The sequence below is a fragment of the Microcystis sp. LE19-8.1F genome (assembly GCF_027531715.1).
GTDB lineage: Bacteria > Cyanobacteriota > Cyanobacteriia > Cyanobacteriales > Microcystaceae > Microcystis > Microcystis wesenbergii_A.
The window spans coordinates 1-17,575 of sequence record NZ_JAPZSO010000119.1; the positions used below are offsets into that span (position 1 = coordinate 1).

The window sequence follows — 17,575 nt, forward strand, 5'->3', positions numbered from 1 at the left end:
TGTTGGATAATATCTTTAGGCTTTTTTGAAATCAAAAAGTGCCAGATATGGGAGGGATCGGGGGGGAGAATTAGGCACTTTTTCCCTGAAACTTAGGTAATTGACCACCTGAAAATGGGTAAAACCCCACACCCCACACCCCAACCCCCACGAAAAACTTTTTGCCGCAAACCCTATTTATTCTTCCCACTTCATAATTCATAATTCCCTCTCCCCACACCCCACACCCCACTTCTCACACCCCACACTGTTCACCGACTAGGTACTGATACTATTTGGGAACGATTGTCAAACAATTGTAAAACTTCGTTATATTTAAGGAACATTTGAGAGACTAAGGAGCATCGGAGTTGTGGCTTTATACGCGGATTTGCATCGGCATTTAGGGGGATCGGTAGTACCAAGAATTCTCTGGCGCTACTTTCACCGACATGAGCGGGATTTAGCGGCCAAATTCCCAGAATACCCCGCTTTTGAGGAATTTTACACCCGCGAACGCAATAGTTTAGATGAGTATTTGGAATTACATACCCTAGTCGAAAGTGTTCAAACCGCCCAAACTTTGCCCTATTTTATCTATCGTCTGATTCGCGGTGCTTACATCTTCGAGAATCTTGCCTATTTAGAATTGCGCTATACTCCCTACTATCGCACCGACGAACATTTGAACCAAACAGAGCGAATCGAGCAAATGCGATCGATTGTCGAGATCGTCGGTCAAGCCTCGAAAATGAGCGAATATCCGCTTATTACCAGTCAAATTCTCTGTATGCACTCGCGACTTCCCTACGAAGTCAACAAAGCGATCGTTGATCTGGCCCTAGGGATGAGAGAATACGTCTGTGCGATCGATATTGCTGGGGGTGATTCCCACTACCAAACTCGACTAGAGGAATTTGCCGGTTTATACAGTTATGCCAGGGAAGAGGGTTTAAATACCACCGGCCATCTTTACGAAACAAAGGACGGTTGTTATCCCCAATTACTGCCCTATCTGCAAAGAATTGGTCACGGTATTCAAATTCCCCTACAATATCCGGAATTGCTGCCGGAAGTTGCCCGTCGTCATCAATGTTTAGAAGTCTGTCCCACCACCTATTTAAAAACTGGCACCCTCGAAAGTTTATCGCAATTAAAGATAGTCTTCGATCGCTGTTTTGAAGCGGGGGTTGATATTGCTATCTGTACCGATAATGCCGGTTTACACAATGTCCGGCTGCCCTTCGAGTACGAGAATTTACTCACCCTAGACGTGATCGATTTTCGACAATTACAAGCTTGTCAAGATGCGGCTTTTCGTCATGCTTTTGCCTGGCCCTATAGTCAAAAACCTGCCTCACTTTTAACCGGTTTGTTATCAGTGGATAATCCCAAATTACCGGTTTATCAGTAACAAAATTAACTTTAGTTCGGGTTAAGCAACTTCTTTACCGCTCCCGAACTATAGCGTTTTTCGACTCTCCTGCATCTGGTTTGGGCAATTCTACTGAATCTTGATTAAACTCAACCCAAAGAGAGTATAAGTACAGAGAGAACCGAGACCGAACATCAGGGAACGAGCGATCGGGACATTAGTGATATAAAAAAGGGAAAATAAAAGCCGGAGGATCACGAAAGCGATCGCACAGTTAGCGGCCAGGGATGAGGAGACTCCTGTAACGTAGGCCATGAGAGCGGCGGCACTATAGATCATAAAGGTTTCAAAACCATTTTGATGGGCCCAAGTTGCTCGTTTAGCGTAGTCTGGGAGTTGATCGAACATGGCCCGGGGGGCGGAGGTATCGTAACCCACCTTAGCTCTAGCGTAAGCGACCAGCAGAAAAGGTAGATAGACAGAGATAGCGGCAGCCACTATCGAATAGAGAAGAATGGCACTGACGGAGAGATTCATCGCTGAATTTAGTCAAAATAAAATAGGGTAACTAGCTTGCGTTGATCTTCCGCTTCCGCGCAGGTTTGCAAAAGGGTTTGACTGTCGTGGAAAGCAAAACAGATTAACTGTTGACAACGATTGATAATCTCGCGATTACAGAGGCTGCTGGCTTCCCCTAGGGATAGATGGTCATTTTCGGGACATTCCACCAGATGGATAACCTGCTGGAGTTGTTCTTGGGATTCCAGGGGCTGGCGATCGAGACTTTGGGGTAAGATCACGGTTAACAGATTAGGATCTGCCCGCATTGCCCCCTTAATGACGGCGGAATTGGTTCCCGTCGCCCCGGAGGTCATAATCCGATTGCCCGCCAGCACGAGGGCATAGGCCATCATTTCGATCAATTGCTGGTGTGTGATGGGAACGTGACGGGAACCCAATAAGGCGACGCGCTTAGAACCGGTCTGCTGAATGGCGGCTAGTTCTTGAGCTAGAGTGTCTAGGGTGTTAGTGGTATCTACAGATTGACTCAAAGACTTTTACTGCAAATTCGGACTGATTAACCGTCCGTTATTGTAGCATCGAATTGTCATGATCGGAAATTTGGCCAGAAAACCCAATCGGCCCATCGAGGGGTCCTGTCCTTTCTGGGGTCCCCTCGATCCCTCAGAAATTGTTATTGGTGCAGAAGTGCCTCTAGATTCTACGGTAAGATAGGTGCATAGACGATATTTACCCCACAGCCATGACCACTTCTCCTGTTCCCCAAGGGGACGATTTTAGGGATCTCCCGATCCGTCCCGTACAATATCGGGATTTGGAAGACATTGAAGCTTTAACCCTGGATGACTTCGATGAGGATATTGATCGTCGCGCCCAAAATTTCCGCACCCAGGTGCAACAGGTGCGTCCTTGGTTTGGGTTGTTTAAAATTCTCAGTCTTTTTCCCAATCCTCTCCAACACCGGTTTCACGTCTATGTGGCCGAGTCCATGGCGGATCGGGGAGAAGAAAGGAAAATTCGCGGGGCAATCCAAGTCACCCCTTTTAATAGTAGTCGCAGCACTTGGCGGGTGGAACAGGTGCGGGTGCATCCGGGGGAGTCTTTAAGCGAACCCAAGGGCATCGGGGCGCAATTACTGCGTTATTGTCTAGAAACGGTTTGGGAAGCACGCACCTGGGTGTTAGAGGTTAATATCAATCAAAAGGACAGTTTGGCGCTTTTCCGGCAACACGGTTTTCAGCCTTTGGCGGAATTAACCTATTGGTCTTTACCACCGCAATTATTACAGGAATTGAGCAAACAAGAGGCAGATTTACCGAATTTACTGCCTGTGAGCAATGCTGACGCTCAATTGCTTTATCAGTTAGATTGTGTGTCTATGCCGCCGCTACTGCGTCAGGTATTTGATCGCCATATCCAGGATTTTAAAATCAGTTTAGTTGATAGTTTGTTCGGTCGCTGTCAAAGTTGGTGCGGCGGTCCGCAAATTAGTCGCGGTTACGTTTTTGAACCACAACGAAAAGCGGCGATCGGTTATTTTGAATTAATCCTATCTAACCAAGATGAGCGACCCCATCAAGCGAAATTAATTGTCCATCCCGCCTACACTTGGCTCTATCCTAAGTTATTAATCCAGATGGCCCAGATCACTCGCAAGTATCCCCCTCGCTCGCTAGAGTTGATATCTGCTGATTATCAGCACGAAAGACGGGAATATCTGGAACAATTGGGAGCGATCCGCAGTTCCCACACCCTGATGATGTCGCGCTCGGTATGGCACAAAATCCGCGAAACTAAGCCGGAAAATTCCGCCCTAGCAGAAATGCTGCAGGGTTTACAACCAGTGCCGCGAACTCCCATCCCTAGTCGGATGTCTTGGTTAAAATGGCCCAATAATCCCCCCCTGGACTCCCTCGACAGTACGGGGGAACTTCCCCCAGTTAAACCGCCCTCGGAACCCCCCGATCAGGGGCATCCAGTGTAATGGAAAGAGTCGCCGCCCTGGGCTTGGATATCGGCAAAAAACGGGTAGGAGTGGCAGGATGTGACGGTACAGGTTTAATCGCCACCGGTTTAACCACGATTATCCGTTCTTCCTTTGTTGCCGACATAGCACAGTTTAAGGCAATTGTCAAGGAAAGAAATATTAAGATTTTGGTGGCGGGACTGCCCTATACCATGGCGGGAGAGTTAGGATTTCAGGCCAAACAGGTGCAAAAATACGCCGAGAAACTAGCGATCGCCTTGGATTTACCCCTCGAATACATTGATGAGCGTTGCACGTCCCTAGAGGCAGAAGAATTCTTAAAAGCCAAAAAACAGTTTTCCTCTTGGGATAAGGGAGCGATCGATCGGGAAGCGGCGGCGATTATTTTACAACAATGGCTCGATCGCCGACGGCGAGTTAATAATTCAGGAGACGGGAGACAGGAGACAGGAGACAGGAGACGGGAGACAAATTAATAAATACTCTTGCCTCTTGCCTGTTGCCTCTTGCCTTTCCTAACCGATAACTGATAACTGAATTTAGATAGACACTTCGCTTAATTCGCGAGTGAGATGGTCAAAGGGTTCAGCGATCAAAGAGGTGTCGGCAATACCCGCCTCAGTAGCCATGGTTTGAATCATTTCGCTCATGATTTGGATACCGCGCACCGTCGGACCGATGGGAACACCGAGGGAATTATAGGTTTCCCGCAGTCCTTGCAGTACCCGCTCATCTAGAACATTAGTATCAGCAGCCACCAGCGCATAACTGGCATAGCGGAGATAGTAATCCATATCCCGCAGACAGGCAGAATAACGACGGGTGGTGTAGGCATTACCCCCGGCGCGGATCAATTCGGGAACTTCTTCAAATAGACGAATCGCCGCCCCACGCACGAGCGCCGCCGAATTAGCGTTAATGAGGGCGGCGGCAGCTAGACGGGCAGTTCCCGAGGCAAAATATTGTTTAAGATTATCGATCGCATCTCGATCGAGATAACGTCCGGTGACATCGTATTTTCTAATCAGGCTAGTTACCGCGTCTCGCATTATTAAGTTTCTCCCAACAGCAATAAAGACATTTTTGAGTTTCGCTTTATTTATAATCTCACAGGGTTGAACTTCGGGGGACATCCCTAGTCTAACTCTCTTGCTTGTCTAACAATTTGTTGTTTTTTTGAGACATTTCTTTACATTTAAGGCATTGGCTGGACTTGCTCTGGGTGGCGGAATTATCCCTTATTAGTCGAGTTGGTGGACGAGGCACTCAAAATGACGAGATTATCCCGATGAATAATGGTTTCTGCGGCCATATAACCCAATAAACTGGCAATACGCTCGGAATGTTGACCTTTAACTCGATCGACCTCCTCACTACTATAATTAACAATTCCCCGGGCCACTTCCCGGCCTTCTTGATCGCACAATTGCACCGATTCGGAGGCGCTAAATTCCCCTGCCACTTTGGTAATCCCGGCCGCAAGGAGAGATTTTCCCCCCTGACAAATGGCTCGAATTGCCCCGGTATCGAGATAGATTTTACCCATGGGCAGTAGTCCGTAGGCGATCCAGCGTTTGCGGGCGTTATCACTGCGTTTTTGGGCTTCAAAACGGGTTCCAATCGCCTCTCCTGCCATAATTTTTAAGATATTGCCGGGCTGCCGTCCCCTAGTAATCGCCATTTCTACCCCGGCGCTGGTGGCAATCCGGGCCGCGGCCAATTTAGTCGCCATACCCCCGGTCCCCCACTGACTGCCACTACTACCGGCATCGATCGATAGTTGCGCCAATTCTGCGGGACTAACTCGGGCAATAGCCGCCGCTTCGGGAAATAGCCGCGGATCGGCACTGTAGAGGCGATCCACATCGGTGAGGATAAATAACCAGTCAGCCTCGATTAAACTGGCTACAAGGGCTGATAAAGTGTCATTATCGCCGAATTTTAACTCATCGATCGCCACCGTATCATTTTCGTTGACAATGGCAATTACCCCTAATTCAAACAAAGCCTGAAAAGTATTATAGGCGTTGACATAACAGGTGCGTTCCATCAATTCGGGACGGGTCAGCAAAATTTGGGCGATCGGTTGACCAAGACTGGTAAAGAGGTCATCATAGATCCGCATCAGACGACCTTGACCGACGGCGGCGATCGCTTGTTTGAGGGCGATTTTTTTCGGTCTTTCCTGTATTCCCAGACGACGGCAGCCCACCCCCACGGCCCCGGAAGATACTAATACCACCCGATGACCGGCGGCACGCAACCGGGTGAGGACTTCCACTAAAGCGGCGATCGTGGAGAGGGATAATTGGCCGGTTTGATTATCGGTCAAACTGGAAGTACCGATTTTGATCACTATGGTTTGGTTCATTGTCAAAGGGTGTGGGGTGTGGGGTGTAGGGTGTGGGGTGTGGGGTGTAGGGTGTGGGGTGTAGGGTGTGGGGAGAAACAATTCATAACTTGAGAGTTAATCACACTATTAAAAACGGATTTGGTATTAGATTTATTCAGCCAGCCCTAGATAGCCAAAGCTTTGATGGCAACTTTAATTAAAGTATAAAAACGGGGGTCAGTCACGTTGACTTCTCTCGCTTGTTGTCGATTTTTGCCTAATAAACCAATGCGCTGCCCTTTCTGCACGACTAAAATATCGCCCTGTTCATTTTTGATGCGAATCTCGTTTAAATCACTCCAAAAACTACATTGATACATTTTATCGGCGTGCATAAAAATTGCTTTTTTAATATTATTATTTTCTTGGGGTAATCGCACTCCCACTAATTCAATTTCTATGGTTGTATTACCATTCCAAGTATTTTCTTTGAGTTTATAGGCAATATCTAAACGAGTTGGTAAAGGACAATATTCGCCCCAACGCCAAGCTAGGGCTTTAATTCTGGTATCATCCCTTTGAGCCAGCAATAATTTTAAATGATTTTTTCCGATAGTTTTCTGTTCCACTACCCGCACGTTAGGAGTCCAAAAAACGGGTAATTCATTGCCAATTCCCCAGGGTTGCAAACTATCAATTTCTTGAAAAAGTTGCAGGTTTATTTGTTTAAAGTCGAGGATAGTATCAATTTTAATTAAAGGTTTTAAATGTTCTATTTGTAAAATTTTGTGAGAAAATTGACTTAATCTTTGTTTAAATGCTAGTAAATTAGCTGTGGGTAAACTAAAACCCCCCGCCATTTTATGACCGCCAAATTTTCCTAGTAAATCTTGGCAAAATTGCAGGGCTTCAAAAACGTGAAATTCTTCAATTCCTCTGGCAGAGCCGCGAATTTTATCCGGATCTTCTTCCTCGTAAGTACCGATAAAAACTGGCACTCCGTAGCGTTCCACTAAACGGGAGGCCACAATACCAATTACCCCATGATGCCAATCTTTTTCGACTAATACTAAAACTCGATCTTTTTGCCAAAGAATCGGGGTTTTTTCCACTAATTTAATCGCTTCTTCTTCAATTTTTTCGCACAATTCTTGACGGGTACGATTAATTTGTTCGCACTGCATCGCTCTTTCTAAGGCAATTCCGGCATCATCGGTGGTTAATAATTCAATAACTATCTGGGGATCACCAATTCTGCCAATGGCATTAATTCTCGGTCCCAATTTAAAGCCAATATCATCCGGTTGTAATTGCTTTTGTTCCTCGCTAATTCCCGCTATTTGCATCAGGGATTGAATCCCGACTAATTGAGATTTGGGTAATTTTCTTAAACCCCGTTTTAACCAGCGACGATTTACCCCGATTAATGGGGCTAAATCTGCTATAGTGCCTAGGGTAAATAATGCTAATAATGACTCGGTTAATCCCTGTAATTTACCCATTTTTTGGGCAGTTGTCACCGCTAAAATATAGGCGACTCCCACCCCCGCTAATCCCTGATAGGGAGAGTTCGGGGTTAATAATTTCGGGTTGAGAATAGCGGAGGCATTTGGTAAAATTGGCGGCAGATCGTGATGATCGGTGATAATAACTTTTAATCCTAATTCTATCGCTAGGGCGATCGGTTCGTGAGCGGAAATGCCATTATCAACGGTGAGAATCAATCCGACTCCCGATTCGGCAAATTCTTCGACAATGCGCTGATTAATTCCGTATCCCTCTTTCATGCGACTGGGTATGGCATGATTTACCCTAGCACCGAGATGTCTCAAGGCTCTTAACAGTAAAGATGTACTGGTCATGCCATCGGCATCGTAGTCCCCACAGATAGCAATTTTATCGCCAGAGGCGATCGCTTTTACTAATAAATTGACACTTTTTTCTAAGTCGGGAAATTCTCCCAGGGGAGAGGGTAAGGTATCCACTTCAGGATCAATATAAATTTTAGCTAATTCTGGGGTATCAATACCGCGATTAATTAAGATAGTTGCTAATAAGGATGATAATCCCATTTCCCGCGCTAACCCCTCGATTTTTTCGGGATTAGTTGCGGCAATATACCAGCGTTGGATGGGATATTTGTAGTCCATTTTTTATCAGGAGTCAGGAGTCGGTCGTCAGGAGTCAGGAGAGTTGCCTTCAGGAATTATCAGTGACTCTTAGACTGGTACAAATATATAAACAAATGCGTCTAAGCATTTCACCGAAAAACTAATGCACAGGAGGCTCGGGGGATAGAACCCCCCAAGAGTCTGAATTATAAGACAAAAAACCCAGAAAGCACAGTTTTAAAAAAAAGATTATCAGGGAATCCCAACTGAGTAGATTCACAAATAGGAGATGTACCCAGCGTAACGCACCAAAAACAAGGTTAAAAGCGGATTTGGATAGCCCCAGCAGGAGGTTGAAAGGGGAGATTATTATTATTAATTCTCAGGGGAGAAGCAGGTACTACCTGCACATTTGGGGTGGTGGGTTGACTTTCGTTGGTACTCAGTAAAGTCAATTGATTAATACTAGAATTAATCGCAAATTGTTGGGTAATGACTCCCGACGGACAACAGGAAGGATCCCGGGGGAGAAATCTTCTCATGTTGACGGTGATCATACCATCTTTAGCACTCAGATTATCGACAATTACTCGATCGGCTAACAGGACAGTATCGGTGTTAGTGGCAGTACCGTTATTATCGATCACTAGGGCTAAATAATGTAATTGCTGTTGCTCTCTAGTAATTACTCTTAATACGACAATACCATCAGTTCTTTGATCATTATTATAGTCCCCCATCAAAGCTTCTCGACTGACTTGCACTCCTAAAATCTGTCCCTCATTGGATTGAAAAATACCATCGCTGACAATTACGGAACCCCGATTGGGAATGTTATAGACGGTATTTCTTAAATTATCGACGCTCAGGGGTGTAGATTGGGCAAGTAAGGGCAGAGAATTGTTTAATAGTAAACTGATACCTAGGAGGATAGATTGAGGCAAAATTGCTAATTTAATCATGGTTGTAATGGGTTGGGTATATTTTCTTGAGTATCGAATAACTGCACGTTATTGATGGTACAAACCATCCCCTGTTGTGCGGCTAATTTATCTCGCCATTGGCTTAATTGTTGTTGACCATTACTACCATTTAACCAGTAAACTGTCAAGAGGCCGAGGGTTTGTTCTGGTTCACAGGAAAAGCCGAGAGTTTGAGCGGGTATATCGGCATTTCCTTCACCACATTGCCAACCTTGTTTTTCAATTAATTCTTTCCAACCTTCCTCTTCTTTGGCAGCCACGGCAATGCGTTGATCCCCTCGGTTACAAACCCAATTTTTCTGCTGGGTGGGATCATTGGGTAGATCACCAAGATTGGGGGAATTTTGCTTAATTGGGGGCAGCGAGGGGACTTGAGCATGAACGGAAAAAATCGGTAGTATTAACCAAGTACCGATGAGCATTTTTAACAGTTTCATCCTTTAAAATTGCCATATTTAGGGATTTATGCCTTTAGAATATCACGTTTTTGAGATATAGATAAAATACTCTCTTAAGATATGTTTAAATCTTTAATTATGGTTTCGATCGCATCAAAGGAAAATTCTCCGGCTAACTGTTGTAAACCTTGGGCAAGGGTGGCATAATCGGGGGGAATTTCTGCGGTTAGGGCGATAATTTTTTCATCATCACATTCTCGCGCCGCTTGTTGCAATTGTCTAATCCAGTCGGGACTGATTAATTTTAATAGGGATTGCAGGGAATCGAGGAAAACTGGCGAATAATTGGGTTGATTTGGCTCATTATCGGCATAAATATATTTTAATCCTAGATATTCGCTCATTTTTTGCCAGATAACTTCCTCTCGGAAAGGTTTACGCACGAAATCATCACAACCGGCGGCAATAACCAAGGCGCGATCCTCTTCAAAAGCGCTGGCAGTTAGGGCAATTATCACCGTTTTTCCCCGATTATCAGCCTCTAACTGCCGAATTTCCCTAGTTGCTTCGTAACCGTCCTTCACTGGCATTCTCATATCCATCCAGATAAGATGAGGTTGCCATGCTTGCCAAATTGCGATCGCTTCTTGACCATTAGCGGCCTCTTGCACGGATAATCCTAGGCTAGTCAGGAGTTTCAGCAACAGTAAACGGCTTTCCGGTCGATCATCGACGACTAATATGCGATATTTAGGCTGATTTTCCGCTAAAGCGATAACTTTTGCCCTATGGGTTTCGGTTTTAATCTCATTTTCCCCCACCAAACCCACCTGAATATCAAAACTAAAAACACTTCCTTGACCCAGAATACTACTAACTCCGATCGCACCCCCCATCAACTCAACAAATTTTTTACTGATAGGTAAACCCAATCCTGTCCCCTGTTGGGATTTTCGTCCCGTTTCCGTTTGGTTAAAGGGTTGAAATAGCTTATAAATCTCCTCTGGGGCGATTCCTGCGCCTGTATCTTCAATTTGCCAGAGCAATCGCTGATAATCTCCTCTTTTCTCCCCTACTTTTACCCGGAGAGTCACCCCTCCCGACTCGGTAAACTTTAATCCGTTACCCAAGAGATTGATTAACACCTGTCGCAATTTACTTTCATCAGTACATATATATTGAGGCAGATTGGAGCTGCGATCAAAAATTAAGCTTAAAGCTTTTGCCTGCGCTTGTGGGCGGAGCATTTCGGCAATATTATCTAAAAGAGCGTATAAATCGAAATTACTAGGGTTAAAAACCGTTCTTCCCGCTTCTATCTTCGACATTTCTAGAATATCGTTGATTAACTCCAATAAATGTTCCCCGCTACGATTGACAATTTCCAAATATTGACGATATTCACTGCTGATGCCGCTATCCCGGGATATTAAGCGAGTAAAACCCAAGATAGCATTAAGGGGAGTGCGTAATTCGTGGCTCATGTTAGCTAGAAACTCACTTTTAGCTTTATTTGCCTTAACTGCCGCTTCTTTAGCCTCTTTTAATTCTTTTTCCGCTTCATATCTACTTTGTGCGATCGCAATTAATTCTCCCACCAACCGCACAAAGGTGACATCTTCCTTCGTCCATTGCTTTTCTGCAGCGGCATCCAATCCCAGATAACCCACCGTTACCCCGGAACTATCCCACATGGGAACGATTAAGAGACAGGGAGTAGAACTATGAGCGAGAATAGTTCTTTCAGGGATAGCAGTAGCGGGTAAATCGTCTAAAGAGTTCAGTTTAACCGGAATACCGTTTAATAATTGTTCCGAAAACCAAGGAAAGCTTTCCGTCGAGAGATTTTGTGATTGTTCCCGAATCGGGATAACTTGCGGATAGTCGGGGTGACAGTATTCATAAACCATACTCCACTGCTGACGACAGGTGGAATATTGAATAATGTAACAGTGAGCGCTCTGGGTAAATTGACAGAGCAGTTCTAGGGTATGATCGATCGCCAAGTGGATATCTTGAGAAATTAGTAATCTTGTCACCCGCGAGAGCAAATTATCGCGATAGGCCTGCATTTCTAGGGCTTTTTCCCGTTTTTTAGACTCTAGTTCCTCAAAATCACTCATAATCAGTTATCAGTTATTAGTTATCAGTTATCAGATGTCAGTTATCAGATGTGGGTTTTCAGTTCACTGATTACTGTTCACTGTTCACTGTTCACTGAAAAAAAGTTCCCCATCACCCCATCTCCCCGTCTCCCGACTCAAAAAACAGTAAACTTTTCCCCTATTATGTTCTATAGGAATTTTACCGAATCGATATGCTCAAATTATTAGCTTCTCTCCTTCTCTCCTGCTGTCTAGTCTTGGGTGTTTCCCTGTCACCAGCTGCTGCTATGGGAGTCTATGACCTCCCCATTTTAAGCCCCGGAGCGCCCACTTATGTGGTCGATCCTGTTTCGGCCATTAGTGCCGCTAACGAGGGAAAATTAAATAAAGACCTGAAAAATCTCGCCGAAAAAACCGGCCAAGAAGTAAGAATGGTAGTGGTCCGGCGCTTGGATTACGGTCAAAAAATTGACAATTTAGCCGATGATATCCTGAGAGAATGGTATCCTAATCCCGAAGATCGTGGCAATCAAACTATCATCGTCCTTGATACTTTAACCAATAAAACTGCTATGCGGGTTGGGGAGGAAGCAAAACCCCTATTAACCGATGCTATTGCCGATAGTATCCTTTCGGAAACTATGGCGGTTCCCCTCAAAGATGGGGGAAAATATAATCAAGCTTTACTCGATGCTAGTCGTCGTCTAACGGCGGTACTTTCTGGAGAAGCGGATCCCGGACCGCCGGAAGTAGCGACAATTAATATCGAAAGTACTTTTACTACCGCAGAAGAAACTGACGATAAAAACGCCACGATTTGGGTGATAGTTTTACTGGTTTTAGCCACAGTAATCCCCATGGTTACCTATTTTTGGTACGCTGGTTTTGGTCGATAAATTAAATTAATTATCTGGGACTGATACAGCTAAAATATTCTCAGAGATAGCTCAATTCTCAGCCTGTATGAGCAAGATAAAGTAACTTCTGGTAGTAGATTTTAGTTGTGTCAGTTCACCCCATTTACTTAACCTTAATAACTAATGTCTAGACTGGTAAATAAATTACAATCCTATTATCGAGAGGAGGAAGGAACTTACTTAATTGAAATTAAACTTAATCAGTTACAGCAAGTCTTTAATTCTCTCGATCCTTCGCCATTTTTAGATAGAGATTTAGACGATAACGCCGAAAATTATATTATTAACTCTGTGGATGAATTCCCCCTAAATACCCCCCTTAAATTAGTCTTTTATCTTCCCAGTCAAGAAGAGAACAACGCCCGACATCTGTTACCCTCAGCTTTACATAATTATTTTGACTATCGCCAACAGGTAGAACAAAGAAAATTACGGACAATTTGGCGACAGGGACGCATATCTTTAATAATTGGTCTCTCCTTTCTTTTTGTTTGTTTGAGTCTTAGCGAATTAATTAGTCGTTTTGGCAGCGATACATTTATTCACTTCTTAGAAGAAGGATTATTAATTAGTGGTTGGGTGGCCCTCTGGCGACCTTTAGAAATCTTTCTTTACGAATGGTGGCCTGTCAGTTATCAACAAAAGATTTTTGCTAAACTGGCCTACATCCCCATTGAAATCCGTCTATTAGAGGAACCATCCACCCCGGACTCTTTTCGATAGATCTAATCCTGCCGATGGCTTGTGTTCAAAGTTACAAAGCTTTTAGTTGAGGCGGTTTATAATAAAATTAACTCTGTATTAAGCTTATCGGTTTTCAGCTTGGCTATTACTTTCTCCTCAAACTTTTAACTAAGTAGTCGGGCCTAACTTTTTTCAGTCTGGCGATTATTGGCGTTTCATCCCGACAAATCCCGACAAAATTGCTATCTAGATAGGAGTCCTAATGTTAATCCGTGTTGGTTATGAATTTGGCTTTGATGCACCCTTACCCGTGGTCATGTTGTTAAAACTTTATCTACACCCCTCAATTTTAAATCAAGTTAGACAATCGGAAAATTTGCAGGTGGAACCAGCAACAAAAATAGAAGAATTTTTAGATAGCTTCGGTAATCGAACCAGTCGTCTAATTTTACCCGACGGACAGATTCGCATTCACAATGAAGCGGTTATCGAGAATGAATGGAAACCTGATATCGTTAATTGGAATGCCCAAGAAATTCCCTTAACAGAGTTACCAACCCAAGTTTTTCCCTACTTAATGAGTAGCCGTTATTGTGAAGTAGATTTGCTTTCGGAAATTGCCTGGGAACTTTTCGGACAAACTCCCCCCGGTTGGGCAAGGGTACAAGCGGTTTGTGATTGGGTTCATAGTCACATTCGTTTTGGTTACGAATACGCGCGGGTGACAAAAACCGCCTATGATGTCTATCGGGAAAGAACGGGGGTTTGTCGCGATTTTAACCACCTAGCTTTGACTTTTTGCCGTTGCCTAAATATTCCTGCTCGTTATGCCTCTGGATATCTCGGAGATATCGGTATTTCTCCCCAACCTCTACCGATGGATTTTAGTGCTTGGTTTGAAGTCTATTTAGACCATCAATGGTACACTTTTGATGCTCGTCATAACACCCCCAGAATCGGGCGAATTTTAATGACTCGCGGCTTAGATGCCGTTGATGCTGCCCTAACAACTTCTTTTGGTCAAGTAAATTTAACAAAATTTAAAGTATGGACGATCGATGTTTCCCATCTCTATGCTTAATCAGAGTATTTATTGCAGCCTTTCTGATCAAATCGGGGCTAAATAATTCCTCCCTCGGTTCCTCTAATAAATCACAATTAAGCATAATCTCTTAAAACGTAGCCCACTCCTCGCACTGTATGGATCAAACGTTTAGGATTAGCGGACTCCAACTTAACCCGTAAGGCACGAATATACACCTCAATAATATTAGAATCGCCCATAAAATCGTAACCACAAACGGTTTCGAGAATTTGCTCGCGAGTGAGTACCTGCCGGGGATGACGTAAGATAAACTCTAATAAGTCAAACTCTTTAGCCGTTAATTCAATCAATTGACTATCTCGATACACTTCCCGGGCAAGACAATTCAAGGTCAAATCTTCAAAAGTAAATATATTTAAATCTTGGGCATGGGTGCGACGTAAACGAGCTTTCACCCTAGCTAAGAGTTCTTCCATGCTAAAAGGTTTAGTAACATAATCATCGGCTCCGGCATTTAAGCCCGTCACTCGATCAGGGATTTCATCTTTAGCTGTTAAGATAATAATCGGTGCTTCCATCCCGGTTTTTCGCAGTCGTAAACATAAATCTAATCCAGAAATAACTGGCAGCATCCAGTCTAAAATTAACAAATCTGGTGGAGAATCCCTAGCGATTTTCAGTCCATCCATGCCATTAGAAGCAATAGTAACTTGATAGCCTTCCAAATGAAGTTCTGTGGCGATAAATTCGGCGAGTTTGGGATCATCTTCCACGAGAAGAATATGCGCGTTCATAACTGCGGTTGCCAGAGAGGTAGAATGATAGTAAAGGTACTGCCTTGACCGGGTTGAGAGCGGAGAGTGATGCGACCCTCCATTCCTTCAATCAGACTTTTAGCGATCGCCAAACCCAAACCCGTACCGTCTCGCGAGCGAGTCATCGACTCATCAACCCGATAAAACCTTTCAAAAATGCGATTTTGATGGGAGAGAGAGATACCGATTCCCCGATCGCGTACATGGATGAGAGCGGAACTAGGCTGCTTTTCTAAGATCAGATCGACGGTTTGCCCGGGAGCAGAATACTTGATCGCATTATCGAGCAAATTGATTAAAACTTGCTGTAATCGATCTTGGTCGCCACAAATTACCACATCTTCATTGGTTAATAATAAAGTCATCTTGCGATCGCTAACTTTTTGACTCATCGCCGCCACTTCTGTCAGCAAAGTGTTGAGAATAATAGGGTGGGAGCGAAAATGGAGATGACCGCTATCGGCACGAGCGAGATCGAGCAAATCTTGTAACATCCGGATAATTCTCTCGGTTTCTGCCGTGGCTGTTTCCAGAGCTTGCTGTTGGTAGGGATTTAAATTAGTGCTGCGTCGCTGGAGACTTTGTAAGTAACCGATCACGACTGTTAAAGGTGTACGCAGTTCATGGGAAACATTGCCGACAAACTGACGTTGCTGTTCCCAAGCTCCCGATAATCGCCATAACATCTGATTAAAAGCGGTAGCCAGTCCTAAAATTTCATCCGGCGCTTGTTCGAGTTGCAATTTCGCCCCATTTAAATCATCGGCAGAAACGGCACTAGCAATTTGACTCATGCGAGTCAGCGGCAACATAGCCTGACGTATCCGTTGGGAAATCAAGACAATTAAGCTCAATAGGACGAGAATACTCAGCCAAAATAAGCCCCATAACCCCGCCTGATATTTCTGGTGATCGGCCGTGATATCTTGGGATAGATACAATTTCCCCGACAGTTGACCCTTGATAGTCAGAGGAGTGCCACATAAAACAATATCGCGTCCGTCAAAGTGAATAATTTGGGGTGCATCGGGTACTCTGGTTAGGGATGCCGCCGCACGCATCTCGGTGACATTGCCATCGACTCCAGGAGACTGTCCCAACAGTTGCCCATCGGAGTTTTTAACCCAGATGACTAACCCCGCAGTGGAGACTCGCTCAATGGTTTTTTCTAATCCCGTAGTCAGGGTTCCCATCTGAGCGTACATTTCCAACTGTTCAGGAAAACGCTTGGCGATATATTCTAGAGTTTGTTTATGGGCGGCGACTAAATTCTGCTCCATTTGCCAAGCGGCCCAAATGGCTACGCTACCAAGTCCGATAATCGAGATGGTCAATAGTTCTAAGGTTAAACGAAACTGAAGCGAGGTGGTAGAAACGGGTTTACTGGGCAAAAATTGGACAAAAACGCCGACAAGGCGAGGTAGCTTCATGGGTGTATGGTTAGTTATATAGGGAGATTTAAAAATTTTTCGCCGTACCTTGCCCGGGATCGAACTCGAAACGCTGACTATAGTTAGTTTCACCGTACAAGTTAAAGCTCAGGGTTGGCTCATCTCCCATCGCTTCTACATGGTGAATGGCAGCCGGCGTTAAGCAGAGAATATCACCTGGGACGAGTAGGCGATCGCCGACTTTTCTGATCTGATCCGGTAATTCGGGGGTGGGGGAACGTTGCCAGAAGCTGTTTTTTTCCTGTCCCTTTAACAAAGCTACTACCCCCCAACAACCATGATTATGAATCGGGGAAGTGCTACCCACAGACCAAGCGACCAGTTGTACTGTCAGGGGAAAAAATGGCTCATCGTAGAGGGTTAATACCTCCCAACCGGTTTCGGGATTGGGTTCTAGACTAAGAATATCCAACCAGGGCGAATTGTTTAGGAGTTGGCGAACTAGAATCCGAATTGCTTCTAATCGTGAGCGATCGTCGCTAATCTGGGTTAAGGTATCTTCTAGATCGGATAAAAAGCGATAGAGCCAGTAGGGATGGGATAATTCGGAGTTTGCGGGGGTTATTTCGTAGGCCGAGCATTGCCCATGATTATCCACCAACCAGTCTTTTCCTGTCATAGTTGCGAAATAATGGTTTAAATTAGCATATTAGGGCGAAAAGTTGTCTTTTAGCCGCAATTAATCGGGTTTCTTCTTGATTTTATCAGCAAGATTTCGGGAAAAGATGATCCCTTCGTGATCGGTAGATGAATTTTTGCTGAAAAGATGGAAGGACGATTCTATTGGGTGGATGATGGCAATTGTCAGTTAGAGTCAGATTTTTTATCTATTATCTATCTGGTCTTCATCTGAGACTCAGGTTTCTAGAAT

The 17,575-nt window shown here is 44.5% G+C and carries 19 protein-coding genes; 7 read left to right on the forward strand and 12 right to left on the reverse strand.

Features of this window, described 5'->3' with window-relative positions:
• Positions 1-70: 70 nt before the first annotated feature.
• Complete coding sequence (locus O9334_RS11690) at positions 71-202, reverse strand: hypothetical protein (RefSeq protein ID WP_288000348.1); 132 nt, start codon at positions 200-202, stop codon at positions 71-73.
• A 150-nt stretch (positions 203-352) separates the two neighbouring features.
• Between O9334_RS11690 and O9334_RS11695 the strand changes: the two genes are divergently transcribed.
• On the forward strand, positions 353-1,393 hold the full coding sequence (locus tag O9334_RS11695; protein ID WP_045359265.1) for an adenosine deaminase: 1,041 nt from the start codon (positions 353-355) through the stop codon (positions 1,391-1,393).
• A gap of 90 nt (positions 1,394-1,483) precedes the next feature.
• Here O9334_RS11695 and O9334_RS11700 read toward each other — a convergent pair whose 3' ends face one another.
• Together O9334_RS11700 and O9334_RS11705 are read right to left on the reverse strand one after the other, a co-directional pair.
• Positions 1,484-1,891 carry an MAPEG family protein gene (locus O9334_RS11700; RefSeq protein ID WP_002783727.1) on the reverse strand — a complete coding sequence of 136 codons (408 nt, stop codon included), beginning with the start codon at positions 1,889-1,891 and terminating at the stop codon, positions 1,484-1,486.
• An 8-nt stretch (positions 1,892-1,899) separates the two neighbouring features.
• Positions 1,900-2,406 (reverse strand): hypothetical protein, encoded by a 507-nt coding sequence (locus tag O9334_RS11705; RefSeq protein ID WP_002741066.1) that lies wholly within the window; start codon positions 2,404-2,406, stop codon positions 1,900-1,902.
• Positions 2,407-2,464: 58 nt separating this feature from the next.
• Here O9334_RS11705 and O9334_RS11710 point away from each other — a divergent pair, with 58 nt between their 5' ends.
• The 3 genes from O9334_RS11710 to ruvX are packed head-to-tail and all read left to right on the forward strand — an operon-like array spanning position 2,465 to position 4,339.
• Positions 2,465-2,590, forward strand: a complete 126-nt coding sequence (locus O9334_RS11710) for a hypothetical protein (protein WP_277874314.1) — start codon at positions 2,465-2,467, stop codon at positions 2,588-2,590.
• Positions 2,591-2,618: 28 nt separating this feature from the next.
• The gene (locus O9334_RS11715) at positions 2,619-3,860 is read left to right on the forward strand and encodes a GNAT family N-acetyltransferase (RefSeq protein ID WP_045359262.1); all 1,242 of its coding nucleotides are present in this window, start codon (positions 2,619-2,621) and stop codon (positions 3,858-3,860) included.
• Positions 3,860-4,339, forward strand: a complete 480-nt coding sequence (ruvX, locus tag O9334_RS11720; RefSeq protein WP_288000349.1) for a Holliday junction resolvase RuvX — start codon at positions 3,860-3,862, stop codon at positions 4,337-4,339. The genes O9334_RS11715 and ruvX overlap by 1 nt, the downstream gene beginning before the upstream one ends.
• 63 nt (positions 4,340-4,402) lie before the next feature.
• Here the strand turns inward: ruvX and apcB are convergent, their stop codons facing one another.
• The 6 genes from apcB to O9334_RS11750 all read right to left on the reverse strand — a co-directional run bounded on the left by apcB (position 4,403) and on the right by O9334_RS11750 (position 11,810).
• Positions 4,403-4,912 carry an allophycocyanin subunit beta gene (gene apcB, locus O9334_RS11725; RefSeq protein ID WP_002802766.1) on the reverse strand — a complete coding sequence of 170 codons (510 nt, stop codon included), beginning with the start codon at positions 4,910-4,912 and terminating at the stop codon, positions 4,403-4,405.
• Between the two features lie 182 nt (positions 4,913-5,094).
• On the reverse strand, positions 5,095-6,234 hold the full coding sequence (proB, locus tag O9334_RS11730) for a glutamate 5-kinase (RefSeq protein WP_045359259.1): 1,140 nt from the start codon (positions 6,232-6,234) through the stop codon (positions 5,095-5,097).
• A gap of 146 nt (positions 6,235-6,380) precedes the next feature.
• Positions 6,381-8,345, reverse strand: coding sequence for a single-stranded-DNA-specific exonuclease RecJ (gene recJ, locus O9334_RS11735; protein ID WP_045359256.1), 1,965 nt, complete (start codon positions 8,343-8,345; stop codon positions 6,381-6,383).
• A 281-nt stretch (positions 8,346-8,626) separates the two neighbouring features.
• Positions 8,627-9,268, reverse strand: a complete 642-nt coding sequence (locus tag O9334_RS11740; protein ID WP_045359254.1) for a hypothetical protein — start codon at positions 9,266-9,268, stop codon at positions 8,627-8,629.
• Positions 9,265-9,726 carry a hypothetical protein gene (locus O9334_RS11745; protein ID WP_045359253.1) on the reverse strand — a complete coding sequence of 154 codons (462 nt, stop codon included), beginning with the start codon at positions 9,724-9,726 and terminating at the stop codon, positions 9,265-9,267. The genes O9334_RS11740 and O9334_RS11745 overlap by 4 nt, the downstream gene beginning before the upstream one ends.
• Before the next feature lie 74 nt (positions 9,727-9,800).
• Positions 9,801-11,810, reverse strand: coding sequence for an ATP-binding protein (locus tag O9334_RS11750; protein WP_190380288.1), 2,010 nt, complete (start codon positions 11,808-11,810; stop codon positions 9,801-9,803).
• Positions 11,811-12,004: 194 nt separating this feature from the next.
• On the opposite strand from O9334_RS11750, the gene psb32 reads away from it, so the two are divergent.
• The 3 genes from psb32 to O9334_RS11765 all read left to right on the forward strand — a co-directional run bounded on the left by psb32 (position 12,005) and on the right by O9334_RS11765 (position 14,474).
• Positions 12,005-12,688: a photosystem II repair protein Psb32 gene (psb32, locus tag O9334_RS11755; protein WP_288000350.1), complete on the forward strand. Its 684-nt coding sequence runs from the start codon at positions 12,005-12,007 to the stop codon at positions 12,686-12,688.
• Between the two features lie 144 nt (positions 12,689-12,832).
• Positions 12,833-13,432: a hypothetical protein gene (locus O9334_RS11760; protein WP_288000351.1), complete on the forward strand. Its 600-nt coding sequence runs from the start codon at positions 12,833-12,835 to the stop codon at positions 13,430-13,432.
• 223 nt (positions 13,433-13,655) lie between these two features.
• Positions 13,656-14,474 carry a transglutaminase-like domain-containing protein gene (locus O9334_RS11765; RefSeq protein WP_045359247.1) on the forward strand — a complete coding sequence of 273 codons (819 nt, stop codon included), beginning with the start codon at positions 13,656-13,658 and terminating at the stop codon, positions 14,472-14,474.
• 77 nt (positions 14,475-14,551) lie between these two features.
• Here the strand turns inward: O9334_RS11765 and O9334_RS11770 are convergent, their stop codons facing one another.
• The 3 genes from O9334_RS11770 to O9334_RS11780 are packed head-to-tail and all read right to left on the reverse strand — an operon-like array spanning position 14,552 to position 17,323.
• Positions 14,552-15,232 (reverse strand): response regulator transcription factor, encoded by a 681-nt coding sequence (locus tag O9334_RS11770; RefSeq protein ID WP_288000352.1) that lies wholly within the window; start codon positions 15,230-15,232, stop codon positions 14,552-14,554.
• On the reverse strand, positions 15,229-16,683 hold the full coding sequence (locus O9334_RS11775; RefSeq protein ID WP_288000353.1) for a sensor histidine kinase: 1,455 nt from the start codon (positions 16,681-16,683) through the stop codon (positions 15,229-15,231). The genes O9334_RS11770 and O9334_RS11775 overlap by 4 nt, the downstream gene beginning before the upstream one ends.
• Positions 16,684-16,711: 28 nt before the next feature.
• On the reverse strand, positions 16,712-17,323 hold the full coding sequence (locus tag O9334_RS11780) for a cysteine dioxygenase family protein (protein WP_045359243.1): 612 nt from the start codon (positions 17,321-17,323) through the stop codon (positions 16,712-16,714).
• Positions 17,324-17,575 lie beyond the last annotated feature (252 nt).

Bases quoted from the DNA above. Each gene is read 5' to 3' on its own strand.
- O9334_RS11690 (WP_288000348.1), bottom strand. From the start codon at position 202: ATGAATTATGAAGTGGGAAGAATAAATAGGGTTTGCGGCAAAAAGTTT.
- O9334_RS11700 (WP_002783727.1), bottom strand. From the start codon at position 1,891: ATGAATCTCTCCGTCAGTGCCATTCTTCTCTATTCGATAGTGGCTGCC.
- O9334_RS11710 (WP_277874314.1), top strand. From the start codon at position 2,465: ATGATCGGAAATTTGGCCAGAAAACCCAATCGGCCCATCGAGGGGTCC.
- O9334_RS11715 (WP_045359262.1), top strand. From the start codon at position 2,619: ATGACCACTTCTCCTGTTCCCCAAGGGGACGATTTTAGGGATCTCCCG.
- ruvX (WP_288000349.1), top strand. From the start codon at position 3,860: ATGGAAAGAGTCGCCGCCCTGGGCTTGGATATCGGCAAAAAACGGGTA.
- apcB (WP_002802766.1), bottom strand. From the start codon at position 4,912: ATGCGAGACGCGGTAACTAGCCTGATTAGAAAATACGATGTCACCGGA.
- proB (WP_045359259.1), bottom strand. From the start codon at position 6,234: ATGAACCAAACCATAGTGATCAAAATCGGTACTTCCAGTTTGACCGAT.
- recJ (WP_045359256.1), bottom strand. From the start codon at position 8,345: ATGGACTACAAATATCCCATCCAACGCTGGTATATTGCCGCAACTAAT.
- O9334_RS11740 (WP_045359254.1), bottom strand. From the start codon at position 9,268: ATGATTAAATTAGCAATTTTGCCTCAATCTATCCTCCTAGGTATCAGT.
- O9334_RS11745 (WP_045359253.1), bottom strand. From the start codon at position 9,726: ATGAAACTGTTAAAAATGCTCATCGGTACTTGGTTAATACTACCGATT.
- O9334_RS11750 (WP_190380288.1), bottom strand. From the start codon at position 11,810: ATGAGTGATTTTGAGGAACTAGAGTCTAAAAAACGGGAAAAAGCCCTA.
- psb32 (WP_288000350.1), top strand. From the start codon at position 12,005: ATGCTCAAATTATTAGCTTCTCTCCTTCTCTCCTGCTGTCTAGTCTTG.
- O9334_RS11760 (WP_288000351.1), top strand. From the start codon at position 12,833: ATGTCTAGACTGGTAAATAAATTACAATCCTATTATCGAGAGGAGGAA.
- O9334_RS11765 (WP_045359247.1), top strand. From the start codon at position 13,656: ATGTTAATCCGTGTTGGTTATGAATTTGGCTTTGATGCACCCTTACCC.
- O9334_RS11770 (WP_288000352.1), bottom strand. From the start codon at position 15,232: ATGAACGCGCATATTCTTCTCGTGGAAGATGATCCCAAACTCGCCGAA.
- O9334_RS11775 (WP_288000353.1), bottom strand. From the start codon at position 16,683: ATGAAGCTACCTCGCCTTGTCGGCGTTTTTGTCCAATTTTTGCCCAGT.
- O9334_RS11780 (WP_045359243.1), bottom strand. From the start codon at position 17,323: ATGACAGGAAAAGACTGGTTGGTGGATAATCATGGGCAATGCTCGGCC.